This is a genomic window from Paraburkholderia piptadeniae (assembly GCF_900007165.1).
Lineage (GTDB): Bacteria > Pseudomonadota > Gammaproteobacteria > Burkholderiales > Burkholderiaceae > Paraburkholderia > Paraburkholderia piptadeniae.
In genome coordinates this window covers 14,907-39,581 of the sequence record NZ_CYGY02000076.1, presented here as the reverse complement: position 1 = coordinate 39,581, position 24,675 = coordinate 14,907, and the positions used below count along the sequence as shown (strand labels likewise).

Genomic DNA, 24,675 nt, shown 5'->3' with positions numbered 1-24,675 from the left:
AGTCGACGCCGGCGGTCGGGGTAGGCTGGAATTCGCTCACACCGACATTTTCTCTCAGGTGGTGCTAAGTGGATAGCCCTTATATTTGTACAGTATTCCGCGTTGCTTTTGACGTGCGCCGTGACCGACTACGACCGAGACATCCCCGAATATCCGATTGCGCCGCCCGCTCCGCGCAAGGGGCGGGGCGCGGTGACGAACTTGCAGGGTCGCTATGAAGTGGACCAGCGCGAGGCCGTCGACGACGGCTGGATCGCGCCGTCTGAAGACGAGAGCGGCCGGCCCGCGCTGCGCACGCAGATTTTCGAGGAGCGCACGAAGAGCATCCTCACGCATAACCAGTCGCCGGATATTCCGTTCAGCGTGTCGCTGAATCCGTATCGCGGCTGCGAACACGGCTGCATCTATTGCTTTGCGCGGCCCACGCATGCCTATCTGGGGCTGTCGCCGGGACTCGATTTCGAAAGCCGGATCTACGCGAAGATCAACGCACCGGAGCTGCTCGCGCGCGAAATGGCGAAGAAGTCCTATGTGCCGGAACCGATCGCGCTAGGCGTGAATACGGATGCATGGCAGCCAGCCGAGCGCGATTTACAGCTGACGCGGCGCGTGATTCAGGTGATGAGCGACCATAACCAGCCGTTCGCGGCGATCACCAAGAACTCGTTGATCGAGCGCGATATCGACCTGCTGGCGCCGATGGCGGAGAAAGGGCTGACGATGGCGGCGATCACGATTACGACGCTCGACGCCGACATCGCCCGCACGCTCGAACCGCGCGCCGCGACGCCTTCGAGGCGGCTCAGAACCATCCGCACGCTGGCGGATGCGGGAATTCCCGTTGGCGTCAGCATCGCGCCAGTGATTCCGTTCGTCACGGAGCCGGACATGGAGCGCGTGCTCGAAGCGTGCGCGCAAGCAGGGGCGACGAGCGCGAGCTATATCGTGTTGCGTCTGCCTTGGGAAGTCGCGCCGCTCTTCAAGGATTGGCTTGCGGCGCATTTTCCGGATCGCGCCGACCGCGTGATGAGCCGCGTGCACGATATGCGCGGCGGCAAGGACTACGATTCGTCGTTTTCGACGCGGATGAAGGGCGAGGGGCTGTGGGCCGATCTGCTCAGGCAAAGGTTCGCGAACGCGGTGCGGCGTCTGGGCTTGAATGCGCGCAACCACGGCATTCTCGATATGTCGCATTTCAAACGGATCGAGTCGCCCAAACGCGTGGCACCAGAAACGTCTCAGCTAAGTCTTTTCTGATGACGGCGACTACTGCGAGATCGCTTTCGCGGCTTCGACCTGAGATTCGAAATACGTCTGGAACGACAGTGCGAGACCCGTCATCAGCAGGAATGCGCCGATCAATAGTGAAAAGATCACGATGAAGACGACAGTCCAGCCGGATTGGCTTTGGCGTCCCGTTTGCGCGTTGAACTGCGCGTCCCATTTCTCATCGGGGCGCAAGCCATAGACGATCGCGGCCAGAAACGCCGCGAGTATCGACACGGCGCCGGGAACGGCGAGCACCCAGCCCGTGATCGACGCGCGTTCGGTCGCGGCGAGCAGCAGGAAGCCAGGAATGCCGATGATCGTCCCGACGATGTGAGCCCAACCCCACACGTCTCGCGCACCGTACAAATAGAAGCGATGCGCGCCGAGCGTGCCGAAGAAAAACGCGAGCGCGGCGGTGACGGTCTTGGAGCGAAAGCGCGAGTGATGCGTAGCGACGGTGGCCATGAACGTGATCGACAGGGTGACGGGCGGCGTGGCTGCGCATATGATGCACAGCGCGACGCGCATTCTACGCCGCCCGCTGTCCGCGCGGCACTCCGATGGCTTATGCCCGGCTTGCGTCCCGCCGGGAGCTAAGCGGCAGAGCGCCATCCCACGCCGACTCCGGTCAGATCATCAAAACCGACAGCGCCGAAGCGAAAAGGCTCAGAATACGCATCCGGCGCACGGAATCGTGGTGCGTACGCGACGGCTCCGCATGCAGTGCGGGAACCGATGCTAAATAGGCTTCACGGCTCTCCAGCCGGCCGGCTCGGACTGTTTATGCCCCTGCCTCCAAGCCGGTGTGGGCGTCGACTGCAACCTTGCCGCCCGGTTTATCCCGCTAAGTGTTTGTTGTGGTTTCTGTTTCGGGATATAATCGCGTGTTTCAGTAGTTTCGAACCCCGGTTTTCAAGGATTCTAGTATGGTCATCATCCGCTTGGCTCGTGGCGGCTCGAAGAAGCGCCCGTTCTACAACATCGTCGCAACCGATTCGCGTAGCCGTCGTGACGGCCGCTTCATCGAGCGCGTCGGCTTCTACAACCCGGTCGCTACGAAGGGTGAGTCGCTGCGTATCGCTCAAGACCGCCTGACGTACTGGCAAGGCGTTGGCGCGCAACTGTCGCCGACCGTCCAGCGTCTGGTGAAGGAAGCGCAAAAGGCGCAACCGGCTGCGTAAATGCAGTTTCAAGGTACATCGTCGGCTCGTGCGGCGTCGGATCTGCGCGAGTCTGGGGTGTACGGGTTTGACGTATGCAGGCTTGAGGTTCGCTGATGTCGGAGCGTGATTCGGATAGTTCAGGTCGCGCGAAGGCGAAACCCCAGCCCACCGCGCGGGCGTCATTCGGCGCATTTGTCCGCAAGCCGGTCGAGCGGCCCGCAGCAAAGGTCGCAGTTGCGCAGGAAATGCGCGATGAATCGAGCGAAAGCTGGCCCGTCGATGCAATCGAAGTCGGCGCAATCGTCGATGCATACGGTCTCAAAGGCTGGGTGAAGGTGGCCGCGCATGCGGACGCCGGTCAGGGCGGTGACGCCTTGCTCAACGCCAAACGCTGGTGGCTCGAAAAGGGTCGCGAGCGCAAATCGGCGCCCTGCCTGCAGTCGAAGGTTCATGGCGACAGCATCGTTGCGCATCTGGGCGGTCTCGCCGACCGGGATGTTGCGCTCGCGCTACGCGGTTACCGCGTCTACGTGTGCCGCAGCGATTTCCCTGCGCTCGAAGCCGACGAGTACTACTGGGTTGATCTGCTGGGCCTCGATGTCGTCAACGAGGCAGGCGTCGACCTCGGCAAAGTGGCGGATCTGATCGACAACGGTGCGCAGTCGGTGTTGCGCATCGAGTATCCGGCTACCGGCAAAGATGGCAAGCCGGTCACCGGAGAGCGCTTGATCCCGTTCGTCGGCGTGTATGTCAAGACGGTGGATCAGGCGGCGAAGAAGATCGTCGTCGACTGGGAAGCCGATTACTAGAACGTTCGCTTCACGGAGAGAGAGCGATGCAGTTCGATATCGTCACGCTCTTTCCCGAGATGTTTCGCGCGCTGACCGACTGGGGCATCACGAGCCGCGCAGCGAAGCAGCAGCGTTACGGGTTGCGCACGTGGAATCCGCGTGATTTCACGACCGACAACTACCGCACCGTCGACGATCGTCCTTACGGCGGCGGCCCGGGCATGGTGATGCTGGCCAGGCCGCTCGAAGACGCGATCGATGCCGCGAAAGCGGCGCAGGCGGAGCAGGGCGTCAACGGCGCGCGCGTGGTGATGATGTCGCCGCAGGGCGCTACGCTGAATCACGACAAGGTGATGCGCTTTTCCGCAGAGCCCGGTCTGATCCTGCTGTGCGGCCGTTACGAGGCGATCGATCAGCGTCTGATCGATCGTGTCGTCGACGAAGAAGTCAGCCTCGGCGACTTCGTGCTGTCGGGTGGCGAGCTTCCCGCCATGGCGTTGATCGACGCGGTCGTGCGTCATCTGCCGGGCGTGCTGAACGATGCGCAGTCGGCCGTGCAGGATAGCTTTGTCGATGGTTTGCTGGATTGCCCGCACTACACCCGTCCCGAGGAATACAACGGCGAGCGTGTGCCCGATGTGCTGCTCGGTGGCCATCATGCGGAAATCGAGCAGTGGCGACGGCGCGAAGCGCTGCGCAACACGCTCGTCAAACGGCCCGATCTGATCGACCGGGCCAGAAAGAACAAGTTGTTGAGCCGTGCCGACGAGGCATGGCTCGCAAATCTCGCCAAGGAAGCCGCGAAGCATTGAGTCTTTGTGCGACGAGGCGGGACCCAGGCGGAATCGTCCATGCGTGGCCGGTTCCAGATGTGAACCCATCCTCTATCGGGGCCGTAGCCGGGCGCGCGTAGCGCGAGGCAGGTACGAACGCCGACAAGATGGCATTAGGAGTCAGTGATGAATCTGATTGCAAAACTCGAGCAGGAAGAAATCGAGCGCGTGCTCGCAGGCAAGACCATTCCCGAATTCGCTCCTGGCGATACGGTGGTTGTGAACGTCAACGTGGTTGAAGGTAACCGCAAGCGCGTTCAGGCCTACGAAGGCGTCGTGATCGCGAAGCGCAACCGTGGCCTCAACTCGTCGTTCATCGTCCGCAAGATCTCGTCGGGCGAAGGCGTCGAGCGTACGTTCCAGACGTATTCGCCGCTGCTGGCAAGCATTGTCGTCAAGCGTCGTGGCGATGTGCGTCGTGCAAAGCTGTACTACCTGCGCGAGCGTTCGGGCAAGTCGGCTCGAATCAAAGAGAAGCTGGTGTCGAAAGACCGCGCTGCAGCTGCTCAACAGTAAATGCTCTAAGAAAAGCACCCTCCACGGGTGCTTTTTTCTTTGCCAGGTCAAAATAGCGTTATGTCCCACAAGCGCTGGTTCGAGACTTCCATTGACCGCCCCTTCACGCCCCGCCCGTCCCGTATTTGACCCCGAAGCCTTGCCTGTCGAAGCGACAGATGCCGATCTGCCCGCCGTCGTCCCAGCACGCCTGACGCCCGATGGCCTGCGCGCGCGCTTCGAGCAGAATCTGCCGTGGGAGCAGGAGACGCGCGAAGTGCGCTGGCGCGAAACGGGCGATCCGCGCGTCGCGGCGGTGCTGGTGCCGCTCGTCGTGCGCGATGAGGGCCTGAGCGTGTTGCTCACGTTGCGCGCCGATCATCTCAACGACCACGCAGGACAGGTCAGCTTTCCGGGCGGCCGTCACGAACCCGCCGACGCCACCGTGACGGCAACGGCGCTGCGCGAAGCGCAGGAAGAAGTCGGTCTCGATCCGTCTCGCGTCGAAGTGCTTGGCGCGTTGCCCGAGTATCTGACGGGCACGGGCTTTCGCGTGACGCCCGTCGTCGGCCTCGTTCATCCGCCGTTTTCTGTGAAGGCGGACTCGTTCGAAGTCGCGGAAATCTTCGAAGTGCCGCTGCGCTTTCTGATGGAGCCGAAAAATCATCAGGTGCGCGTGCTGCATTGGGAAGGCGGCGAGCGTCGTTTTTTTGCAATGCCCTATCCGCGCGGCACGTCAGGCGGAACGGGCGGCCATTACTTCATCTGGGGCGCAACGGCGGGCATGTTGCGCAATTTCTATCGCTTCCTCGCCGCATGACATGAAGCGGCGCGCGACGCAGGGGGCCGGCCGCAGTGCGTCTGTAACTGCAGCCTCTCAGCCCCATCCGACCCTGTGCTATCGTAATGACCAATTCCGATAGCTCGGCAAAACAGAACCGCTCGTCAAGAACTCGAATAGCACGGCGCCTCGCATGACTTTTTTCTCCGTATTGTTGGCCCTCATCCTCGAACAGGTGCGCGCGCTGTCGCCGAGCAATCCCGTTGCGGCACTCCTTCAATACCATGCGGAAACGACGGCGCACGGCTTCGATGCCGGCAAGGAGAAGCACGGCTTGCTCGCGTGGCTGGTCGTCGTGCTGCCGTGGACGCTCGTCGTCGGCCTGATCTACTTCGTGCTGTACGAGATTCACTTCGTGCTCGCGTTCCTGTGGAACGTCGCGGTGCTGTACTTCACGCTGGGCTTCCGCCAGTTCAGCCACTATTTCACCGATATCCATCTGTCGTTGAACAACGATGACGTGCCGCGCGCGCGCGAAATTCTCAACGAATGGACGGGCATCGATACCGTCGACATGCCCGTCAGCGAGATCGTGCGTCACACGCTGATTCATGCCGTGGTCGCGTCGCACCGTCATGTGTTCGGCGTGTTCTTCTGGTTCCTGATTCCCGTCGGCCCTGCCGGCGCGGTGCTGTATCGCACGGCCGAATATCTGGCGCGCGCCTGGTCGCAGCCCGCCGACGACCGGACCGTTGCATTCTCCACGTTCGCGCAGCGCGTGTTCTTCGTGATCGACTGGATTCCGGCGCGCCTGACGTCGCTGGGCTTTGCGATCGTCGGCAATTTCGAGGACGCGATTTATTCATGGCGCAACCACACGCGCCAATGGCCCGATACGAACGACGGCGTATTGCTTGCCGCCGGCAGCGGCGCGTTGGGCGCGCGGCTCGCGGGCCCGCTTGCCGAAGTATCGAGCCTCGATGCGCTGGCGACGGGCGACGGCGGCCCGATGACCGTCGGCGACGACTGCACGCCGCGCACGTTGCAATCGGCGGTGGGCCTCGTGTGGCGAGCCGTCATCCTGTGGATGATCCTGCTGCTGATGCTGACCATCGCGGTCTGGCTTGCCTGAACGCTGACGCCGTTCCCCAGCACGAAAAGCCAGCACGAAAGGCCAAACGCCGCCGCACACCGCACGCGCGAAAAGCGCCTTCAGCCTTCCAGCGGGTCGCGCGCCGTTCCGCAATTCCAGCACACGGTGAACTGCGCTTCGAGCCATTCACCGCAATGCGTGCAGCGCCATCCGGGCGCGTTGGCGGCAGGTCCGTTGCTTGCCGCGTCGATCACTTTCCTCGCCAGCATCTCGTCGCGTTCGTCGACGAGCCACAGCTCCGGCGCGCACTGATCCGCTGGAATCTCGCCGATCGCGCCGCTCAGATAGCGGTTGTGCAACTCGCACTCGATACCTGCCGCGGCGAGCAAATTGACCCAATGCTGTCCGATCACGACATTCGGCGCGCGCATAAGCTTCATCATGATCGGGCTCAGCGGACGATCTGGTTCGCCTCGTGCACGAGCTGCGCATAGAGCGCATGCCGTTCCTTCGCGATGCGGCCATCGGCGATGGCTTCGAGAATCGCGCAGCCCGGCTCATGCAGATGATGGCAGTTATAGAAGCGGCAGTTCGGCAAGAGCGGCCTGAACTCCGGAAACGCGCGCTCGAGCTTGCCTTCCGTCAGATGGTGCAGGCCGAATTCCTGGAAGCCCGGCGAGTCGATCAGCGCGCCTTGGTCGTCGGGGAGCGGGTAGAGGCGCGTGAACGTGGTCGTGTGACGGCCGCTGTTGAGCGCCGTCGAGATCTCGCGCGTCGCCACTTCCGCATCGGGAATCAGCAGGTTCACGAGCGTCGACTTGCCCATGCCAGACTGCCCGAGCAGCAGCGTCGAGTGTTCGCGCAGATGTTCGGCGAGCGTCTCGCGGGCGGCTTCCGGCTGCATCTTGATCGACACCTCCAGCACGGTATAGCCGAGCCCGCGATACAGTTCGAGCCGCTTGCGCGCGAGCGGCAGCGCGGCCTCGACGTCGATCTTGTTCAGCACGATCAGCGGCTTCAGCTCGTTCTCTTCCGCGGCGACGAGCGCGCGTCCGAGCAGGTCTTCGCTGAAATGCGGCTCGGTCGCGAGCACGATCAGCAGTTGATCGAGATTCGCCGCGAAGAGCTTCGACTTGTACTGATCCGAGCGATAGAGCAGGTTGCGCCGCTCGCCGATCTCGACGATCACGCCCTGATCGGCGGAAGTCGGCTCGTACAGCACCTGGTCGCCGACGGCGATCTCGCTGCGCTTGCCGCGCGGGAAGCATTGCAGCATCGCGCCGCCGTCCTCGGGCGCGACGATGTAATGACGGCCATGCGCGGCGATCACGAGGCCGCGCGTGCGTTCCTGCGCGCGCTCGCTGGCGGCCGCCGCGCGTAGCGCTTTCGGTGAGCGGCCGCTCATGCGTGACGCAGCAGCCGGTCGATCCGCTGCGAAGCGGGCGGATGCGAGTAGTAGAACGCCGTGTAGAGCGGGTCGGGCGTGAGCGTCGACGCGTTGTCCTCATACAGCTTCACGAGCGCGTTGACGAGATCCCTCGCGTCCGTCTGCGTCGCGGCGAACGCGTCGGCTTCGAACTCGTGCTTGCGCGAGAAGAGGCTGCCGAGCGGCGTCACGAAGAACAGGAACACGGGCACCGCGAGGAAAAACAGCACGAGCGCGAGCCCGTTGTTGCTGCCCGTCATCGACGGCTGCACGCCGAGGCCTTCGAAGAACCACGTGCGCTGCGCGAGCCAGCCGAGCAGCGCGAGCATCGCGAGGCTGATCGCGAACGTGACGATCATCCGCTTGATCACATGGCGGCGCTTGAAGTGGCCGAGTTCATGCGCGAGCACGGCTTCGATCTCGCCGCCCGACAGGCGCGAAAGCAGCGTATCGAAGAACACGATGCGCTTGGACGAGCCGAAGCCCGTGAAATACGCATTGCCGTGCGCGGAGCGGCGGCTGCCGTCCATCACGAACAGGCCCTTCGCAGCGAAGCCGCAGCGCTTCATCAGCGCGTCGATGCGATGGACGAGCGCTTCGTCCCTCAGCGGCTCGAACTTGTTGAACATCGGCGCGATGAAGGTCGGGTAGAGGACCAGCACGAGCATCTGGAACACGACCCAGACGACCCACGCCCACCACCACCAGTACGCGCCCGCCTGGTTCATCAGCCACAGCACGACGAACAGCAGCGGCAGGCCGAAAGCGGCGCCGAGCAGCACGCCCTTGATGCGGTCGACGAAGAAGATGCGCTTCGTCATCCGGTTGAAGCCGAAGCGCTGTTCGATCACGAACTGGCGGTAGTACTCGAACGGCAGGTCGACGGCGCCCGTGATCGCGATCACGACCGCGACCAGCGCAATCTGCCCGATATAGCCCTGGCCGAACCAGTCGCCGATGGCCAGATCGAGAATCTGCACGCCGCCGAGCAGGGTGAGCGCGATCAGCACGGCCGCGCCGACGACGATCTCCATCATCGTGAGCCGCGTGCGTTCGATGGTGTAGTCGGCGGCGCGCTGATGCGCGGACAGAGCGATCGTACCCGCGAACTGCTGCGGCACCCTTTCACGGTGCGCCGCGACGAAGCGGACCTGGCGCGACGCGAGCCAGAGTTTCATGCCGACCATCGCCGCCACGGCGATCACGAACAGAACGGTGAAGTACAGAGTAGGCATCCGGGGAATCCGTGGGTTCTATGCGAGAATTATATGTTTGTTCCTGTCTGCGGGCGGGAGCGCGCCATCATTGGCCCATTGCGGGTGTCGCCTGACCCGCTCGCGCCCGTTCCAAACCAAGGTTGCCTTCAATGACTGACATTATCGAATCCGTCGATCAGCCGCCGCTCGTGCGCAGCGACATGAACCTCGTCTGGCTCGACATGGAGATGACGGGGCTCGATCCCGACAACGACCGCATCATCGAAATCGCTGTCGTCGTGACCAATTCGACGCTCGATAAAGTCGTCGAAGGCCCCGTGCTCGCGATCCACCAGAGCGACGAGACGCTCGGCAAAATGGACGACTGGAACAAGAACACGCACGGCCGTTCGGGGCTGATCGACCGCGTGCGCGCGTCGACGGTGACGGAAGCCGACGCGACCGGACAGATCCGCGCGTTCCTCGGTCAGTACGTGCCGCCCGGCAAGTCGCCGATGTGCGGCAACTCGATCTGCCAGGACCGCCGTTTCATGGCGCGCTGGATGCCCGAGCTGGAGACGTTCTTCCATTACCGCAACCTCGACGTCAGCACGCTCAAGGAACTGTGCCGCCGCTGGCAACCGGCGATCTACAAGGGTTTCCAGAAGCGCGCGATGCATACGGCGCTCGCTGACATCCACGAATCGATCGACGAGCTGCGCTACTACCGCGAGCATTTTCTGATCCCGGCCGCGAGCACGGCTGCCGATGCGCCGTCCACCGACGCGCCGGCGAAATAACTCAGCCCTGCCGCGGAGCGCGCACTGCGCTCTTCGGCCGGAACGCCGCCACCACGTCGGCGTTCGTTTCGATGTACGGGCCGCCGATCAGATCGATGCAATACGGCACGGCGGCGAAGATGCCCGGCACCTTCACTTTGCCTGCCTCGTCGCGCAGGCCCTCTAGCGTCTCCCTGATCGATTTCGGCTGCCCCGGCAGATTGATGATCAGCGCGGCGCGTTCGGCCGTCTCGCGGATCACGGCCACCTGACGCGACAGGATCGCCGTCGGCACGAAGTTCAGGCTGATCTGCCGCATCTGCTCGCCGAAGCCCGGCATTTCCTTCGTCCCGGCCGCGAGCGTCGCCTCGGGCGTCACGTCGCGGCGCGCGGGGCCCGTGCCGCCCGTGGTCAGCACGAGATCGCAGCCTGCTTCGTCGACCAGTTCGATCAGCGTCTTCGTGATGGTCGGCGCGTCGTCCTGGATCAGGCGCGTTTCCGTGCGAAACGGCGACGTCAGGGCGCTTCCGAGCCACTCCTGCAACGAAGGTATGCCCTTGTCCTCGTAGACGCCCGTGCTTGCGCGGTCGCTGATCGACACAAGGCCGACGATCAGCTCGTCGGGATGATTACGCGTGGGAATCGTCATCGTCGTCGTCCGAATCGTGGGTAGCGGCTTCGTCGTCCTCCGCGCCGGCGCCGTCCGCGTTCTTGATCCACTGGAACAGCTCGCGGAAATAGCGCGGCGGCTTGCCTTGCTGCACTTCCTTGCGCGCATTGCGGATCAGCGTGCGGCCCTGCTGCGGATCGGCGTCGGGATGCACGCGGATGAATTCCGTCAGCGCTGCGTCGTCGGCGAGCAGCTGTTCGCGCGTGCGCTCGATCCAGTGCAGGCGCGCCGTCTCGGCCTTGTTGACGCCGTTGTACTTGTCGAGCGCCTCGCGCAGCGCGCCCGTTTCGTCGTCGGTCAGGCCGCGCATCACCTTGCCGACGTACTGCATCTGGCGGCGCTTGCCTTCGTGATCGGTGATGCGGCGCGCCTCGCGTACCGCTTCGTCGAGCGCTTCCGGCATCGGCATGCGCTTCAGCGCGTCTTTCGGCAGCGCGGCGAGTTCTTCGCCCAGCGCCTGCAACGCGTGCATTTCGCGCTTCAGTTGCGATTTGCTGGGACGGTCATACCCGTTGTCGTCGTCGACGTCAGCGGGTGTTATCGGTTGAATGCGGGTTTTGCGTGTCATGCGCGGTATTGTAACTTGCCGGGCCTGTCGCCAAGCCCGCTGCACGTCGCGCCAACCGCTCCGCCCGGGCCGCGCATCGTGTCGCCGCGAGGCATTTGCGAATGCCAGGTACGCCAGCGTAGAGCTTGCTATGATCGCGTGATGCGTCGGCACACAGGCCGGCGAAGCATCGCAACTTGCAACAACGAACTCTCGCGGGCTTCGGCCCAGACCGCACGGCAACTCAGGACGGCAAACGACAATGGCAGCAGACACGGAAGTCAGGCAACGTTTTTTCCCGCACACGCAGGACGAACTGAAGGAAATCGCCTCCGACATTCTTCGCCACGCAAAGTCGCTCGGCGCATCCGATGCGGCAACCGAAATCTCCGAAGGCGACGGCCTGTCTGTCTCCGTGCGGCGTGGCGAAGTCGAGACGATCGAGCACAACCGCGACAAGATGGTCGGCGTGACGGTCTTCTTCGGCAACAAGCGCGGCAACGCGAGTACGTCTGACTTTTCGCCCGAAGCGCTGAAGGACACGGTGATGGCCGCGTACAACATCGCGCGCTTCACGGCGGAAGACGACTGCGCGGGCCTCGCCGAGGAAGAGCTGCTCGAAGCCGATCCGCGCGATCTCGACTTGTATCACCCGTGGAATCTGGATGCGGACGAAGCCGTCGAACTCGCGCGCCGCGCGGAAGACGCCGCATTCGCCACGAGCCCGCTGATCAAGAACTCGGAAGGCGCGAGCGTATCGGCGCAGCATTCGCAGTTCGTGCTGGGCACGTCGCGCGGCTTTCTCGCGGGCTATCCGTACTCGCGTCACTATGTGGCGTGCGCGCCCATCGCGGGCAGCGGCCGCAACATGCAGCGCGACGACTGGTACACGTCAAAGCGCAGCGCAGGCGAGCTCGCCGACCCGGAAGCCGTCGGCCGCTATGCCGCCGAGCGCGCACTCGCGCGCATGGGTGCGCGCGGACTCGACACGCGCAAGGTGCCCGTGCTGTTCGAGGCGCCGCTCGCGGCGGGCCTGCTCGGCGCGTTCGTGCAGGCGACGAGCGGCGGCGCGCTTTATCGCAAGACGTCGTTTCTCGTCGACAGTCTCGGCAAGCCGGTGTTCGCGCCGCATGTGCAGATCGTCGAAGACCCGCATGTGCCGCGCGCGATGGGCAGCGCGCCGTTCGACGAAGAAGGCGTGCGCACGAAGCAGCGCGCCGTCGTGAAGGACGGCGTCGTCGAAGGCTATTTCCTGTCGACGTACTCGGCGCGCAAGCTCGGCATGCCGACGACGGGCAACGCGGGCGGCTCGCACAACCTGTCGCTGCGCAGCGCGCTCACGCAGGACTCGGACGACTTCGAGGAAATGCTGCGCAAGCTCGGCACGGGCCTGCTGCTGACGGAACTGATGGGGCAGGGCGTCAACTACGTGACGGGCGACTATTCGCGCGGCGCGTCAGGCTTCTGGGTCGAGAACGGCAAGATCCAGTACCCGGTCGAGGAGATCACGGTCGCAAGCACGCTGCAGGAAATGTTCCGGCATATCGTCGCGATCGGCGCGGATACCATCGTGCGCGGCACCAAGCAGACGGGCTCGGTGCTGATCGAGCGGATGACTGTCGCGGGGCAATAAGCGGTACATCGAGGCGTAAGCCGCTTCAAAAGCGCAAAAGCCACGGAAGCGATTCCGTGGCTTTTTTCTTTGCATCGGGCAGGGGCCAGAGGCTCAACGCGCCTTGCGCCGATACGTCACGAACGCATACTCGAACTCGTTCGGCTCTTTCGCGCGATGCGTCTCGCGCGCGACTTCTTCCCACTGCGCGGGATCGGGCGCGGGAAACGTCGCGTCGCCTTCGAAGTCCGCGTGAATTTCGGTGACGATCATCTTGTCCGCGCGCCGCAAGCCTTCCTCGTACAGTTGCGCGCCGCCGATCAGAAACGCCTCGGACGCATTGTCGCGCGCCGCGAGCGCCAGCGCGTCGTCGAGATTCGTGACGGTGTCGCAGCCGGCGAACTGGCGCTGCGCGTCGCGCGAGACGACGATGTTGCGCCGTCCCGGCAGCACGCGGCCGATCGATTCGTGCGTCTTGCGGCCCATCACGATGGGCGCGCCCATCGTCGTACGCTTGAAGAAAGCGAGGTCTTCGGGAAGCCGCCAGGGCAGCTGGTTGTCACGGCCGATCACGCCATTGCGGGCGCGAGCGACGATCAGGGTGAGCGTCGTCATGCGAGAAAGTATGGAACGGGTAGCGGAAAGCGGAAGCCGATTCTACCCGAGCGCGCGCCGCCCGGCCGGGCACGCCGCGCAGCGTGCGAGACGGCCCGCGCCGCTCGCATCGCATCAGGCCGCTCAGATCGCACGCAGAGGCGCTACTCGCGCGCGTCCTGATCGCTGGCGTACAGCTCTTTCTCGTCGCCTTTGAAGCCCGCCTTGTCGTCATTCGACGTATCGCGCAGACCGTGCGTGCCCATCAGCCTGTACAGCGTCACGCGCGAAATCCCGAGGTCCGCCGCCGCCTCGTTGAGCCGGTGGCGGTGCCGCAGCAGCGCGGCTTCGATCGCGCGCTTCTCGGCGGCTTCGCGCGCCTGCGCGAGGCTCATCGTCTGCTGCTCGCTGAAGTGCGAGAGGTCGAGGTCTTCGGCGGAGATCAGCTTGTTCTCCGCCATCACGATCGCGCGTCGCACGCGGTTGATCAGTTCGCGTACGTTGCCCGGCCAGTGGTAGTTGTACATCGCCTCGATCGCCGACGGCGTGAAGCCGCGAATCTTGCGCGCGTTATCGGTCTTGAACTTGCCGAGGATGTGATGCGCGAGGAGCTCGATGTCCTTGCCGCGCGTGCGCAGCGGCGGTTCGTCGACGCGCAGCACGCACAGCCGGTGGAACAGGTCCGCGCGGAAGCGCCCATCGCTCATCGCGTCTTCGAGATCGACGTGCGTCGCGGAGATGATGCGCACGTCGACGGGAATCGATTCATGGCCGCCGAGGCGCTCGATCTTGCCCTCTTGCAGGAAGCGCAGCAGACTCGCCTGGCTTTCCATCGGCAGATCGCCGATTTCGTCGAGAAAGAGCGTGCCGCCGTTGGCCGCCTCGACGCGGCCGATCTTGCGCTGGTTTGCGCCCGTAAACGCGCCGCGCTCGTAGCCGAACAGCTCCGATTGCAGCAGGTGATGCGGAATCGCGCCGCAGTTGATCGGGACGAACGGGGACTTGCGGCGCGGCGAGCGCTCGTGGATCGCGAGCGCCGTCAGCTCCTTGCCCGTGCCCGATTCGCCCGAGATGAACACGCTCGCATCGGTGTTCGCGACCTTGCGGATCGTGCGGAACAGTTGCTGCATCGCTTCGCAGGTGCCGACCATTTCGTCGTCGCTCGCGCTCGTGGTGTCGGGCGGCATGTCGGGTTCGCACAGATTGACCATGCCGTACGCGTGGCCGACCAGATAGTCGATGGTCGCGTTCGCCACGGGAATCTTCACGTAGTCGAAGCAGTAGTGGCGAATCAGCCGCCGCACGTCAGGATCGGCGAGCCGCTCGGAGTTCGCCAGCGCGATCCAGCCGACCTGCTGCGCGCGCAGGCTCGGTTCGAGGCTCGGCAGCTCGCGCACCGCGAAGCTAGCCATGTCGGCGATGCCCGCGCAGACCGTCGCGGGCTTGATGAGCCGTCCGACCTCGTGCGCCGAGCGCGCGACGAGCACGTTCCAGCCACGGCTTTTCAGATGCTCGACGAGCGCGTCGTCGGGCGCGCGCGCGACGTACAGCAGGATGCGCGTCGCGACGCGCGTGTCGACGGCCGTCGGAGCCGCGTCGGATGCGTCGGGTGCGGTGGGTGTCGTGGACCCGTGCGACGCCGCCAGGCGCAGCCCGGCGCCGGCTGGCGCGGGAACGGGGCTCAGGTGAGAAGTTTCGCGCACGATCTGCCTCGTATCAGTGTCACGTCAAAAGGTGTAGGGAAAGCGCACGCCGATCACGTAGTTCGGCGCGTCGGGCGTCATGCCGATCGACACCGAACCGTTGATCGTCAGATGCTTGTTCACCACATGGTTCAGTCCGAAATTCATCACGGCGGCCGTCGTTTCGCTGCCCGGCACCTTCACGTAATCGCCGCCCGGCGCCTTCGTCTTCGACGAGGGCTGCAGCGCGAGCGTGTACGAGATGCTGGCCGAGTCCTTGTCGGAGAATGCAAGCGCCACGCCTGCGCCGAACTGGAAGATGTCGCCGAGCTTCACGGTCGCCGGCTGCGTCTGTCCGACCACCGACGAAATGTCCTCGAACGAGCGCGCGACGTTGTACGTGTAGGAGAGGCTGCCGAACAGCACGACGGGGTCGTAGGTCTTCAGCACCGACAGGCCCGCCGTGATGTTCCAGAAGCCCGTGCCCGTTGGCAGCTTCGACGGCGCGACGAGGTTCGTGTTGCCGGGGTCGAGCTGCACGACCTTGAGGCCGAACGGCGAGGTGCCCGTCGGCGCTTTCACGCGCAGGCTGCCGACGACATCCGGAATGTTGTTGGTCTCTTTCAGGAACTGGTAGTAGATCCCGAAGTTGACGTCGCCGATCGCATTCGAATTGACGGACGCATCGGACAGCGTGTTGGCCGCGCCCCCCGCGCCGCCGACGATGAACTGGCTGTGCCGGTACACATACGGCACGTCGACGTCGACGCTGATGCGGTCCGTCAGACCGTAGCGCGTGTCGAGATCGGCCATGATCTGGTGCGACTTGGTCTGCCCCAGATTGATGTTGCCGAGGAAAATCGCGTCGAGCGCGAGGAAGCCCGACAGCTGCAGCTGGCGGCGATCGTAGTAGGTGTCGCTGATACCCCAGTCCAGCGTCAGCTTGTGATCGAAGAGGGGCGCGTGCTCGCGCTGCACGACGGCTTCTTCGGCCTGCGTGCGCACGGGCTCGGCTGCCTTCTGCGTCTGGCCGACGGCGCCTTCCGGCAGGCCCGGGCCGCTCGCCTGCGCGTTCGGGTTGCTCGTGCCCGGTGAGCCGGCCGCCGACGCGCCCTCCGGCGCGGGCGGATTGACGGGCACGCCCGTCGCGGTGCCCGTCGCGTTGCCCGGCGCGGGCGCGCCCGGCGTCACCTGCGCGAGCGGCGGCAGCGGTACGGGCAGGCCGTCGGCGCCCGGCTGCTCGGCGACGGCTTCGCTGCCGGCGGGCGCGCCATAGCCCGGCGCGCCGCGGCCGCGCTGCGCCATTTCCAGATTCGTCACCTGCCGCTCGAGCGACTGGATCTGCCGCTGCTGCACGTCGACCACGCGCATCAGCGTATTGAGCCGTTCTTCGAGCGACTGGCTGTTGAGCGCCTGTGCGCCCGCCCCCTGCGAGAGTGCATACAGCATTGCGGCAGCAGGGATGGCCGCGAGCCGGGCACGCGGCCTCCTGCTTGTTGTATGGGTCATCATTGTTGTTCCCCCGGTGAAACTGGCAGCGCTTGGCTGGTTCTTGTGCTTTGCGCTGCCGCATTTCGTCGCGACTTTTCCTCCTGGTGAAATAAAGCCAGCAGGTGGCGGCCTGCCTTCATCTCCTTGAACCAAGTGCGTTTTGCAGGGCTTGTAGGACGCCTGCCTGGCGCAGCATCGCGGACGACATCGGCGCCGTCTGCAAGGAGAGCTGCAACTGGTTGGCGACTTGCTGGTTATTGCCTGCGATCTGCAGCAGTTGTGCGATTGCGCCCGCCTGTTGCGCGTTGCCGGGCACGATGGTTTGCGATGCGATGCCGGCGGGTGTCTGCAGCGCCACGGTCACGCCGCCGTTGCCGAACGCGATGCCCGCCTTGATGGTGCCCGCCGCGTTCGATGCCGATGCGGCCTGCGCATTCGCGCCGCCCGCCAGCAGTTGCGGAGTGTTGTCGAAGTCGATCTGCGCTGTGTTGAAGCCGGCGTTGCGATCGCCCGCTACCTGCGTGACCTGCGATACGCCGTTGACGGAGATGCTTTGTCCGCCGCCGGCGTGGGCATGCGGGTTCGCGCCCGGATTGCCGTGGCCGTCGGTGACGCTCGCGAGCGTGCTGACGTTGGCCGTCAGCGCGTTCGCCGCATCGTGCGCAACGGAAAGACTGCCTTGCGCGAGCGCATTGGCGCCATTCGGCAACTGCCATTGCGAAAGCACGTTCAATACGAAACCGGAGATCATCTGTCCGCCCGCGCCTTTTCCGGTCTGCTGGGCGAGCACATCGTCCCCGACGCTTTGCCACTGGATGGCGACCGGCGCCACGTCGCGGAACGTCGTCAGGTCCGAGGCGTAGGCGCTGGTCGCGAGGCCGCACGTCGTGGCAATCAAAATCGCGAGACACGTGCGGCCGGGCTGGGAGAGGGAGTGCTTCATGGGTGGTCAGAACAGGTCTGCCTTGATCAAGCCATATTCGACAAAGGGAGTCGCGGCCGTCCCGTTGGCGAGCGCACGCTCGCGCAAACGCAGCGCCAGCGACTCGTTGTCCTGCAACAGCGGGGAATCCTCCCTGAACGGTTTCCCGACGACTGCGAACACGAGCCCATTCCACGTCTTCGCGAAGTCCTCCTCGAGCAGGATGCGATTGCCGAGAGCGGGGTCCGCGATGAAGATGCGACCGTCCTGCGCGTGCTTGACGATCACGAAGTGCTCGTAGCCGTCGATGTTCATCAGAACCATGACGGGGATCTGGAGGTGATACAGCGCATCCGTGTTGACCCTGAAGCCGCGCCCCCGCAGCCCGATCGTCTCGACGAACTTCTTCATGTCGAGCATCGAGAAGCCGTTCTTGACCACCACTTCCGGCGTGGAGAACACCATCATCCGGCGGATCAGCTCCGTCTCGGGGATGTCGATTCCGTAGCCGTACTTGAGGAGGGTCGCGAGCGCCGCTGCGCCGCAGCTGTAGTCGAACTGCTGGCTGACGATATGGCGGTACCGGAGCTCCCTCATCGAATGCACCGTCTTGGTTAGCGGAACACCTGCGAGGGTAGACGTGTCGATGCTCGCCTGTGCGTGCCCTGTCGCACACATCGCGCAAGTTGCAAACACAACGGCGGCATCGGCGAGTCGAAACGCCGGATACCGGTCGAACCGGGACATGCTGGTCTCCTGTCGACCCGGGTTAGCGCTTCAGCTGTCGGCTGGAGTCAGCGCTTTAGCACTCACTCCAGCCCCATGCAGAGCACTTGCCCGGGTCCCATGCAACATCGTTGCTGCCAGGTCGCGCCAGCGGCTGTTCAGGCCGTCGGCGCATCCCCTTGTGGCCGCTATTTAGTGGCTCGTGTTCATCGAAGCGATCGCGAGGCCGTTGTGCTGCACGTTGCCCGCGCCGCCCGCGATGTTCACGCCGATGTTGCCGGTCGCGTGGCTCAGCGCGCCCGCGCCGAGCATCGCCGTGCCTTCGAACGAACCGTAGAACGACACGCCCGCCGACTGCGACGATTCATCCGTGGCGACCATCGCCGCGTTGGCATGGTTGCGCGAGACCGTCGACGTCGAAGCGGCCATGCTGTTGTTCTGCACGTTGCTGATGCCCGACGCGACGTTCACGCCGACGTTGCCCGATGCGTACTGCAGCGAGTTGTCGCCGACCGATGCGTTCACCTTGAAGTTGTTGATGTTCGCGCGGCCACTCGAGCTCTGATCGTTGAAGACCTGTGCGTTGCCGAACACATTGCCGGCATCGACGGAAGCGAGCGCGGCGTCGTTGCTCTGCGCGTTGTTCACGCCTTCCGCGATGTTCACGCCGATGTTGCCGCTGACGTTCTGCGCGGCGTCCGCGCCCGTCGTCGCCGTCAGGTTGCCCGCCTTCTGCGTGTTGATGTGCTCCGTGACCCTGCCGTACACGTCGACATCCGTCCTGTCTACCGTCGAGCTGAAGCCCCATTGCGCCGCTACGCTGTCGTGAGTCTTCGACTTCTCGACTTCATAGCCGCTCGACTGCTCGCGAAAAGCCTGATAACCGGAACCCTGGTTGGCCTCGAAGCCCCATACCTTGCCCTGGCCCGAGCCTTCCACCGCGCCGAATGCGCCCGACAGGTGGTTGCTGTTGCTGTAGCTGGACTCTTTGTAGCCGGCGGAGAAGCCGCCTTGCACATGCGCTTCGCCGAAGCCGAAGTGCGGAGTGTTGAACGACGCGTACTCATAGCTGCCGCCCGCATGGCCGCCCGCCGAGATATGGCCGCCGGCGTTCTGGCTGTCATGGCTGAAGCTGCCGTTGATCTCGGCCGCCTGCGCGCTGAACTCGAAGCCGCCGCCCTTGATCGAGCTGCTCTGGTTCGCGTACTTATAGCTGGACGATTCCTGGAAGCCCTGGGCGCGATACGACGAGGACGAGTGCGACGTCGACACCGTGGCCCACGCGTAGCCGCCGCCCTTCACGGAGTCGTAGCTGTTGTTGATCCGCGTCGTCACGAAGCCGGACGTGTACGTTTGCGCGTTCGGGCTCAGCGATGCGTTCGCGTAAGCATGCTGCGTGTTGTTGACGACGGCGCCCGCCGTGCTGGAGACGCCTACGCAGCCGTACAGCGTGACGAACCCTTCGATGCCTACGGCTTCGCCCACCAGCGTCGCGTTGAAGATGAACGGGTTCTTCAGCGGGCTCGCGAAGACGCTGGAGGAAGCGGCTGCGAGGACGGCTGCTGTAATGAGAGTGCGCTTCATGTTTCGCTCCGATACTCGTTGTGGTCAGTTAGAAAAGAGTGCCCGCCGGGGGACGGAGCACAAAACTGTTTGCCGTGGCATTACCGGCGCCGGCAGTCTGGTTGATCTGCACGATTCCGTTGACGCTCTTGAAGGCGTCGTTGGAGATGCTGGTCTCGCGCACGGTCTGAACCCCGATCGCTTGACCCTGACCGCCGTTCTTCGCGGCCGCCGCGGACAGCACGCCATCCGAGACAGCCTCGACCCCTGGCGCCGCAGTGCCGAGCTGCACACTGTTGCGCTGGAGATTCCCTGCGCCCGCAGACTGGTTCACCATCACCGCTCCGGACGTATTCGAAAATGCGTTGCCTTCGATCGACGCGCGCGCGCTCGGCACGCGGGCCCGCGCGCCGGCGCTCTGCACGCCGGCGTTGTCGTTGCCGGCGGCGTCGCCGTTCGAGATCGTCAACTGGTTGAGCTGCGCGTTGTTCAGGCCAGCCGCCTGGTTCACCGTGAGCGCACCCGTCGCGCCGACGCCGACGCCCGTCGCGATGCCCGCGTCGCCCGTCACACGGGGTGTCTGTTGCGGCAACTGTTGCGGCATCTGTTGCGCGCAGGCGGCGTGCATTGCGACAAGCCCGACGAGCGCGAAGGCCGCGACGCCGGCGTGCGCCGCGATGCGCCGGACCTGCAATGGCGAACGAAAGAGCGCGGTCATTTGTTGAGCCCTCCGAGCGCGCCGCCCAGCGCCGTCGATAGCGGCGCGAGCGCGCCCGTCACTGACGCCGAGATGCTGCCGCCGAGCCCCGGCGCCGGTTGCCCGATGCCGCCGGAGTTGAGCGCGACGTTATTGTTCGTGGTGCTGCCCGTCAGGATGCGGGTGACGGCCTGCAAGCCCGCGTTGCCGGCGACGTTCCTGTCGAGACCCGTCGAGCCGTGCGCGTTGGTCAGGTCGGCGTCCGAGGCGACTTGCGCCATCGTCGGGTTGAAGGTGTTGGCAGGGAAGGTCGAGACACGCGAGGTCACGGGGTCCTGGTCCCTCGGCACCGGGTCATACGCGATGCGCGGCGTGACCTCCCTCTCGACGACGATATCGCCGGGATTCACCACCTGAGCGGCTGCCTCGCCCGCGAAGCCGGCGGCGGATGCGCCGACGAGTGCGGCCAGGGTAGTCGCGCGCGTTGCGCGGCTGTACAGCGTCGCCAATGAAGCGATCATTTTGCTTGCTCCCGATACGGAGTCCGAAACACTTTGCCTGCTCTTTGTTGCGCTTTCGGTGCTACGGGTGCTGCATTGCTGCGTTTCCTACTTCCGCTGGTAGTTCGCTACGTTGCCTTGCGCGGCGCGCGCGGCGTCGACGGGGATGGGCAGCGGCGATGGCGGCGCGATCTCGTCCCACAGCGTCACGCTATTGCCGCGTGCCAACTGCGGCGTCGCCGCGACCATCACCATGCCTGCCGCGCCGCCACGCTGGCGCGACAGCACCTGATCGTCGAGCGCGACGTTGCTCGTCGCGGCGCCGTCGGCGGGTTCGTCGATTACCTGCGCACGAGTCGAGTCGTCTTCCGTCGCTGATTCGGGGCCCGCGCCGGCATTGGTGGTCGCAAACGTTTCATCCGCGGAATCAGGCGTCGGTTGCGCTGCCGTTGCGAGCGGCTCCAGCGTGACGGATTCCTGCGCGCTCACGCCTGCCGGGAGCGCGACGAGAGCGAGCGCGACGCACAGGGCGGCGCTGGCTGGCAGTCGCCGGATCGGGCTCGAGTCGATGCCGAAAACGAGTCGCATGATGTCTCTCCTTGGTGCGGGAGATTTAGCGAAACATGTGCCATCCGTGCGAACCCATTGATGCGATTGGTCGGGCCAAAATCGATCCGCCTCCCGCTGCTGAAAATCGGCCGTAAACGTTTCAGCTCTGAAACCTCACCCAAAAACACGCGAATTTCAAATCGGTGCGTTAAATGCAACGCGAAGGGAGTACGTTGATAAAAAAGTATGGTGAATGCGCTTCCAGACGAATTAATCGGGTCCCATGAGATTGCCTGACACCCGCAAACCCTTGCCGCATAAGGCCTGACGATTTAATTCGCATATTTGTTTTCGACGGCTCGCGCGTATAGTAAGCTCTCATCCACAGCACACGATTTTAAAAAGCCCACTACTGGGTCGTTTCAATACACGCGCCGTTTTTCGGGGATCAGCTGTCCGTACGGAATGGAATGGCCGTTCGGTTTTCGCTGTTTGCGAATCCCGTGCGAATAGGCGTGCCTGAAAGCTAAATACAGATCAGCACATGCCGTCATCCTTAACGTTCGTTGACGAGAGGATCTGAATAATGGAATCCGCCACACGGCAACTGATATACGTATCAAGAGATCCCAGCGCCGAGTTGAACACGCGTTTTCATGAGCGCGGCTGGCATGTCGAAGTCGTGGGCTCGGCGCGGGATGCGCGCCGCGCCGTGCGTTCGGGGATGGCGGCGGGCGGTCTGCTCGACCTGTCGAGTTGCTTCCAGCAGCACGAAATCGCCGCATTCGAGTCCTGCCTGACGATGCCCAACGTCGGCTGGGTCGCGACCACGATGGCCGGCCAGCTGCAGGACGCCGCGTTGCGCCGGCTCGTGCGCGACTACTGTTTCGATTACGTGACCGTGCCTTACTCGGGCGACCGGATCGTCGATTCCGTCGGGCATGCATATGGGATGGTCTCGCTCGGCGAGCCGGCGTCGAACGACGGATCGCCGGGCGGCTCCGAGGGCGAGATGGTCGGTTCGTGCGACGCGATGCTCGCGCTCTTCCGCTCGATCCGCAAGGTCGCGATGACGGACGCGCCCGTCTTCATCTCAGGCGAATCGGGCACGGGCAAGGAGCTGACGGCCGTCGCGATCCACGAGCGCTCGGCGCGCCGCAACGCGCCGTTCATCCCGATCAACTGCGGCGCGATTCCGCCGCATCTGCTGCAATCGGAGCTGTTCGGCTACGAGCGCGGCGCGTTCACGGGCGCGAACCAGCGCAAGATCGGCCGCGTGGAAGCGGCGAACGGTGGCACGCTGTTCCTCGACGAAATCGGCGATCTGCCGCTCGAAAGCCAGGCGAGCCTGCTGCGTTTCCTGCAGGAGCGCAAGGTCGAGCGGCTGGGCGGACACGGCGCGATCGAAGTCGACGTGCGGATCATCTCCGCGACTCACGTCGACATGAACACGGCGATGATCGAAGGGCGGTTCCGCTCGGACCTGTATCACCGCCTGTGCGTGCTGCAGATCGACGAGCCGCCGCTGCGCGCGCGCGGCAAGGACATCGAGCTGCTCGCGCGGCATATGCTCGAGCGTTTCAGGAAAGATGCGAGCCGCCGGCTGCGCGGCTTTGCACCCGATGCGATCGCCGCGCTTCACAACTACAGCTGGCCGGGCAACGTGCGCGAACTGATCAACCGCGTGCGGCGCGCGATCGTGATGTCGGAAGGCCGCGCGATCACGGCGCGCGATCTCGAACTCGCGGAATACGTCGAAATCGTTCCCGTCTCGCTCGCGCAGGCGCGCGAGGCAGCCGAAAGGCAGGCGATCGAGCTGGCGCTGCTGCGCCATCGCGGGCGTCTCGGCGACGCGGCGCAGGAACTCGGCATTTCGCGCGTGACGCTGTACCGTTTGCTGTGCTCGCACGGCATGCGGCATATGGAAAGCGAGCCGCTCGCGCAGCACGCGGCGGAGTTGCCGTCGACGATGCCGCATCTCTGACGCCTGCTCGCGACGAGACATCGGGAAGCCCGGCCGGTTGGCCGGGCTTCTTCGCTTTGGACGGGCCGTTTTCCGTTTCCCATATGCGTTGCCGGCTCTCTTTAGCCGCTTTCCGCACGGCGAAGGACATGCCGGCAGCACGCGTCGCGCGGGAAGCGGCGCAAGCACCCGGCTTCGTGCGGCTTGCTAGAATCGGGGTTTCCCAAAAACCTCCGGTGCGCCAGGCGCACAGCCGAAGGAATCCGCATGAAACAATACCTCGACCTCGTCCGCACGATCCTCGATACCGGCAGCTGGCAGGAAAACCGCACCGGCGTCCGCACGATCAGCATGCCGGGGGCGATGTTGCGCTTCGATCTGCAGCAGGGCTTCCCCGCCGTGACGACGAAAAAGCTCGCTTTCAAGTCGGCGATCGGCGAACTGATCGGCTTTTTGCGCGCGTCGCGCAGCGCGGCCGATTTTCGCGCGCTCGGCTGCAAGGTCTGGGATGGAAACGCGAACGAAAACGCGCAATGGCTCGCGAACCCTTACCGGCAAGGCACCGACGATCTGGGCGATGTCTACGGCGTGCAATGGCGCCAGTGGCCCGCCTACAAGGTGCTCGACACGACGGCGAGCGCCCGGCTCGAAGACGCGGCGTCGCGCGGCTACACGCCCGTGACGGAGTTCGAGGAGGGCGGCGTGCGCAAGGTGTTGTTGTATAAGGCGATCGACCAGCTCCGCCAGTGCCTCGACACGATCATCAAGAATCCTTCCGACCGGCGGATTCTGTTTCACGCCTGGAATCCGGCCGTGCTCGAGGAAATTGCGTTGCCGGCTTGCCATCTGCTGTATCAGTTTCTGCCGAATGTATCGAAGCGCGAGATTTCGCTGTGCCTGTACATCCGCAGCAATGACGTCGGGCTCGGCACGCCCTTCAACCTGACGGAAGGGGCGGCGCTGCTGCATCTCGTCGGCCGGCTGACGGGTTATACGCCGCGCTGGTTCTCGTATTTCATCGGCGATGCACACATCTACGAGAACCAGCTCGACATGCTGCAACAGCAGTTGACGCGCGAGCCGTACGAAAGCCCGACGCTCGCGATTGCCGACCGCGTGCCCGAGTTCGCGAAGACGGGCGTCTACGAGCCCGAGTGGCTGGAGAAGATCGAGCCCTCCGATTTCTCGCTGGTCGGCTACCGGCACCACGAACCGCTGACGGCGCCGATGGCGATCTGACGCGCCGCCGGTCTTCCGGCGCATCGTGTCCACGGATGTGAAAACGCCCACCGCGATTGCAGTGGGCGTTTTCCGTTTGTGGCGCGGCGTGCTT

At 64.4% G+C, this 24,675-nt stretch carries 26 protein-coding genes; 11 read left to right on the top strand and 15 right to left on the bottom strand.

The annotated features are described in order from the left end of the window. Positions 1-120: 120 nt before the first annotated feature. On the top strand, positions 121-1,257 hold the full coding sequence (locus BN2476_RS36115) for a PA0069 family radical SAM protein (protein ID WP_087738985.1): 1,137 nt from the start codon (positions 121-123) through the stop codon (positions 1,255-1,257). Positions 1,258-1,266: 9 nt separating this feature from the next. Here the strand turns inward: BN2476_RS36115 and BN2476_RS36110 are convergent, their stop codons facing one another. Further along, on the bottom strand, positions 1,267-1,734 hold the full coding sequence (locus BN2476_RS36110; protein ID WP_087738984.1) for an NINE protein: 468 nt from the start codon (positions 1,732-1,734) through the stop codon (positions 1,267-1,269). Positions 1,735-2,195: 461 nt separating this feature from the next. Between BN2476_RS36110 and rpsP the strand changes: the two genes are divergently transcribed. The 6 genes from rpsP to BN2476_RS36080 all read left to right on the top strand — a co-directional run bounded on the left by rpsP (position 2,196) and on the right by BN2476_RS36080 (position 6,464). Further along, the gene (gene rpsP, locus BN2476_RS36105) at positions 2,196-2,450 is read left to right on the top strand and encodes a 30S ribosomal protein S16 (RefSeq protein ID WP_012400178.1); all 255 of its coding nucleotides are present in this window, start codon (positions 2,196-2,198) and stop codon (positions 2,448-2,450) included. Positions 2,451-2,545: 95 nt separating this feature from the next. After that, the gene (rimM, locus tag BN2476_RS36100; protein WP_087738979.1) at positions 2,546-3,241 is read left to right on the top strand and encodes a ribosome maturation factor RimM; all 696 of its coding nucleotides are present in this window, start codon (positions 2,546-2,548) and stop codon (positions 3,239-3,241) included. 26 nt (positions 3,242-3,267) lie between these two features. Next, positions 3,268-4,035, top strand: coding sequence for a tRNA (guanosine(37)-N1)-methyltransferase TrmD (gene trmD / locus BN2476_RS36095; protein ID WP_087738978.1), 768 nt, complete (start codon positions 3,268-3,270; stop codon positions 4,033-4,035). Between the two features lie 147 nt (positions 4,036-4,182). Then, positions 4,183-4,572, top strand: a complete 390-nt coding sequence (rplS, locus tag BN2476_RS36090) for a 50S ribosomal protein L19 (RefSeq protein WP_087738977.1) — start codon at positions 4,183-4,185, stop codon at positions 4,570-4,572. A 91-nt stretch (positions 4,573-4,663) separates the two neighbouring features. Beyond that, positions 4,664-5,371 (top strand): CoA pyrophosphatase, encoded by a 708-nt coding sequence (locus tag BN2476_RS36085; RefSeq protein ID WP_087738976.1) that lies wholly within the window; start codon positions 4,664-4,666, stop codon positions 5,369-5,371. A gap of 154 nt (positions 5,372-5,525) precedes the next feature. Next, complete coding sequence (locus BN2476_RS36080) at positions 5,526-6,464, top strand: CobD/CbiB family protein (protein WP_087738975.1); 939 nt, start codon at positions 5,526-5,528, stop codon at positions 6,462-6,464. Positions 6,465-6,544: 80 nt separating this feature from the next. Here BN2476_RS36080 and BN2476_RS36075 read toward each other — a convergent pair whose 3' ends face one another. Genes BN2476_RS36075 through BN2476_RS36065 form a run of 3 tightly spaced genes read right to left on the bottom strand, consistent with a single transcriptional unit; the run spans position 6,545 to position 9,086 of the window. Next, the gene (locus tag BN2476_RS36075; protein WP_087738983.1) at positions 6,545-6,865 is read right to left on the bottom strand and encodes a putative signal transducing protein; all 321 of its coding nucleotides are present in this window, start codon (positions 6,863-6,865) and stop codon (positions 6,545-6,547) included. 11 nt (positions 6,866-6,876) lie between these two features. Next, on the bottom strand, positions 6,877-7,830 hold the full coding sequence (gene rsgA, locus BN2476_RS36070; protein ID WP_087738974.1) for a ribosome small subunit-dependent GTPase A: 954 nt from the start codon (positions 7,828-7,830) through the stop codon (positions 6,877-6,879). Further along, a complete protein-coding gene (locus tag BN2476_RS36065; protein WP_087738973.1) occupies positions 7,827-9,086 on the bottom strand; it encodes a M48 family metallopeptidase in 1,260 nt (419 codons plus the stop codon). Before BN2476_RS36065 ends, rsgA begins: the two co-directional genes overlap by 4 nt. Positions 9,087-9,217: 131 nt before the next feature. On the opposite strand from BN2476_RS36065, the gene orn reads away from it, so the two are divergent. Then, positions 9,218-9,847 carry an oligoribonuclease gene (gene orn / locus BN2476_RS36060; RefSeq protein WP_087738972.1) on the top strand — a complete coding sequence of 210 codons (630 nt, stop codon included), beginning with the start codon at positions 9,218-9,220 and terminating at the stop codon, positions 9,845-9,847. 1 nt (position 9,848) lies between these two features. On the opposite strand, the gene mog is transcribed toward orn, so the two are convergent. Both mog and yjgA read right to left on the bottom strand, forming a co-directional pair. After that, on the bottom strand, positions 9,849-10,475 hold the full coding sequence (gene mog / locus BN2476_RS36055; protein ID WP_087738971.1) for a molybdopterin adenylyltransferase: 627 nt from the start codon (positions 10,473-10,475) through the stop codon (positions 9,849-9,851). Continuing rightward, entirely contained in the window at positions 10,456-11,064 is a 609-nt protein-coding gene (gene yjgA / locus BN2476_RS36050; protein ID WP_087738970.1) for a ribosome biogenesis factor YjgA, read from the bottom strand. Before yjgA ends, mog begins: the two co-directional genes overlap by 20 nt. Positions 11,065-11,305: 241 nt before the next feature. Here yjgA and pmbA point away from each other — a divergent pair, with 241 nt between their 5' ends. After that, positions 11,306-12,676 (top strand): metalloprotease PmbA, encoded by a 1,371-nt coding sequence (pmbA, locus tag BN2476_RS36045; RefSeq protein ID WP_087738969.1) that lies wholly within the window; start codon positions 11,306-11,308, stop codon positions 12,674-12,676. Between the two features lie 93 nt (positions 12,677-12,769). Here the strand turns inward: pmbA and BN2476_RS36040 are convergent, their stop codons facing one another. From BN2476_RS36040 to BN2476_RS36000, 9 genes are all read right to left on the bottom strand, one after another. Further along, complete coding sequence (locus tag BN2476_RS36040; protein ID WP_087738968.1) at positions 12,770-13,270, bottom strand: dihydrofolate reductase; 501 nt, start codon at positions 13,268-13,270, stop codon at positions 12,770-12,772. Positions 13,271-13,413: 143 nt separating this feature from the next. After that, positions 13,414-14,952 (bottom strand): sigma-54 dependent transcriptional regulator, encoded by a 1,539-nt coding sequence (locus BN2476_RS36035; protein ID WP_087738967.1) that lies wholly within the window; start codon positions 14,950-14,952, stop codon positions 13,414-13,416. A gap of 24 nt (positions 14,953-14,976) precedes the next feature. Beyond that, positions 14,977-16,443 carry a hypothetical protein gene (locus BN2476_RS36030; RefSeq protein ID WP_087738966.1) on the bottom strand — a complete coding sequence of 489 codons (1,467 nt, stop codon included), beginning with the start codon at positions 16,441-16,443 and terminating at the stop codon, positions 14,977-14,979. A 115-nt stretch (positions 16,444-16,558) separates the two neighbouring features. Continuing rightward, positions 16,559-17,365: a peptidase C39 gene (locus BN2476_RS36025; RefSeq protein WP_087738965.1), complete on the bottom strand. Its 807-nt coding sequence runs from the start codon at positions 17,363-17,365 to the stop codon at positions 16,559-16,561. Between the two features lie 6 nt (positions 17,366-17,371). Continuing rightward, positions 17,372-18,091, bottom strand: a complete 720-nt coding sequence (locus tag BN2476_RS36020) for a C39 family peptidase (protein WP_087738964.1) — start codon at positions 18,089-18,091, stop codon at positions 17,372-17,374. A 171-nt stretch (positions 18,092-18,262) separates the two neighbouring features. Continuing rightward, positions 18,263-19,654 carry a FapB/FapC family functional amyloid domain-containing protein gene (locus BN2476_RS36015; protein ID WP_087738963.1) on the bottom strand — a complete coding sequence of 464 codons (1,392 nt, stop codon included), beginning with the start codon at positions 19,652-19,654 and terminating at the stop codon, positions 18,263-18,265. 28 nt (positions 19,655-19,682) lie between these two features. Beyond that, the gene (locus BN2476_RS36010) at positions 19,683-20,351 is read right to left on the bottom strand and encodes a FapB/FapC family functional amyloid domain-containing protein (protein WP_162849287.1); all 669 of its coding nucleotides are present in this window, start codon (positions 20,349-20,351) and stop codon (positions 19,683-19,685) included. Next, entirely contained in the window at positions 20,348-20,851 is a 504-nt protein-coding gene (locus BN2476_RS36005) for a FapA family amyloid fibril periplasmic chaperone (protein WP_087738962.1), read from the bottom strand. Before BN2476_RS36005 ends, BN2476_RS36010 begins: the two co-directional genes overlap by 4 nt. 87 nt (positions 20,852-20,938) lie before the next feature. Then, positions 20,939-21,418, bottom strand: a complete 480-nt coding sequence (locus BN2476_RS36000) for a hypothetical protein (protein WP_087738961.1) — start codon at positions 21,416-21,418, stop codon at positions 20,939-20,941. Positions 21,419-21,965: 547 nt separating this feature from the next. Here BN2476_RS36000 and BN2476_RS35995 point away from each other — a divergent pair. Both BN2476_RS35995 and BN2476_RS35990 read left to right on the top strand, forming a co-directional pair. After that, positions 21,966-23,363 (top strand): sigma-54 dependent transcriptional regulator, encoded by a 1,398-nt coding sequence (locus tag BN2476_RS35995; protein ID WP_087738960.1) that lies wholly within the window; start codon positions 21,966-21,968, stop codon positions 23,361-23,363. Positions 23,364-23,609: 246 nt separating this feature from the next. Further along, positions 23,610-24,581: a thymidylate synthase gene (locus tag BN2476_RS35990; protein WP_087738959.1), complete on the top strand. Its 972-nt coding sequence runs from the start codon at positions 23,610-23,612 to the stop codon at positions 24,579-24,581. Positions 24,582-24,675: the final 94 nt, after the last annotated feature.

Bases quoted from the DNA above. Each gene is read 5' to 3' on its own strand.
- BN2476_RS36110 (WP_087738984.1), bottom strand. From the start codon at position 1,734: ATGGCCACCGTCGCTACGCATCACTCGCGCTTTCGCTCCAAGACCGTC.
- rpsP (WP_012400178.1), top strand. From the start codon at position 2,196: ATGGTCATCATCCGCTTGGCTCGTGGCGGCTCGAAGAAGCGCCCGTTC.
- rimM (WP_087738979.1), top strand. From the start codon at position 2,546: ATGTCGGAGCGTGATTCGGATAGTTCAGGTCGCGCGAAGGCGAAACCC.
- trmD (WP_087738978.1), top strand. From the start codon at position 3,268: ATGCAGTTCGATATCGTCACGCTCTTTCCCGAGATGTTTCGCGCGCTG.
- rplS (WP_087738977.1), top strand. From the start codon at position 4,183: ATGAATCTGATTGCAAAACTCGAGCAGGAAGAAATCGAGCGCGTGCTC.
- BN2476_RS36080 (WP_087738975.1), top strand. From the start codon at position 5,526: ATGACTTTTTTCTCCGTATTGTTGGCCCTCATCCTCGAACAGGTGCGC.
- BN2476_RS36075 (WP_087738983.1), bottom strand. From the start codon at position 6,865: ATGAAGCTTATGCGCGCGCCGAATGTCGTGATCGGACAGCATTGGGTC.
- rsgA (WP_087738974.1), bottom strand. From the start codon at position 7,830: ATGAGCGGCCGCTCACCGAAAGCGCTACGCGCGGCGGCCGCCAGCGAG.
- BN2476_RS36065 (WP_087738973.1), bottom strand. From the start codon at position 9,086: ATGCCTACTCTGTACTTCACCGTTCTGTTCGTGATCGCCGTGGCGGCG.
- orn (WP_087738972.1), top strand. From the start codon at position 9,218: ATGACTGACATTATCGAATCCGTCGATCAGCCGCCGCTCGTGCGCAGC.
- mog (WP_087738971.1), bottom strand. From the start codon at position 10,475: ATGACGATTCCCACGCGTAATCATCCCGACGAGCTGATCGTCGGCCTT.
- yjgA (WP_087738970.1), bottom strand. From the start codon at position 11,064: ATGACACGCAAAACCCGCATTCAACCGATAACACCCGCTGACGTCGAC.
- pmbA (WP_087738969.1), top strand. From the start codon at position 11,306: ATGGCAGCAGACACGGAAGTCAGGCAACGTTTTTTCCCGCACACGCAG.
- BN2476_RS36040 (WP_087738968.1), bottom strand. From the start codon at position 13,270: ATGACGACGCTCACCCTGATCGTCGCTCGCGCCCGCAATGGCGTGATC.
- BN2476_RS36030 (WP_087738966.1), bottom strand. From the start codon at position 16,443: ATGATGACCCATACAACAAGCAGGAGGCCGCGTGCCCGGCTCGCGGCC.
- BN2476_RS36025 (WP_087738965.1), bottom strand. From the start codon at position 17,365: ATGAAGCACTCCCTCTCCCAGCCCGGCCGCACGTGTCTCGCGATTTTG.
- BN2476_RS36020 (WP_087738964.1), bottom strand. From the start codon at position 18,091: ATGTCCCGGTTCGACCGGTATCCGGCGTTTCGACTCGCCGATGCCGCC.
- BN2476_RS36015 (WP_087738963.1), bottom strand. From the start codon at position 19,654: ATGAAGCGCACTCTCATTACAGCAGCCGTCCTCGCAGCCGCTTCCTCC.
- BN2476_RS36010 (WP_162849287.1), bottom strand. From the start codon at position 20,351: ATGACCGCGCTCTTTCGTTCGCCATTGCAGGTCCGGCGCATCGCGGCG.
- BN2476_RS36005 (WP_087738962.1), bottom strand. From the start codon at position 20,851: ATGATCGCTTCATTGGCGACGCTGTACAGCCGCGCAACGCGCGCGACT.
- BN2476_RS36000 (WP_087738961.1), bottom strand. From the start codon at position 21,418: ATGCGACTCGTTTTCGGCATCGACTCGAGCCCGATCCGGCGACTGCCA.
- BN2476_RS35995 (WP_087738960.1), top strand. From the start codon at position 21,966: ATGGAATCCGCCACACGGCAACTGATATACGTATCAAGAGATCCCAGC.
- BN2476_RS35990 (WP_087738959.1), top strand. From the start codon at position 23,610: ATGAAACAATACCTCGACCTCGTCCGCACGATCCTCGATACCGGCAGC.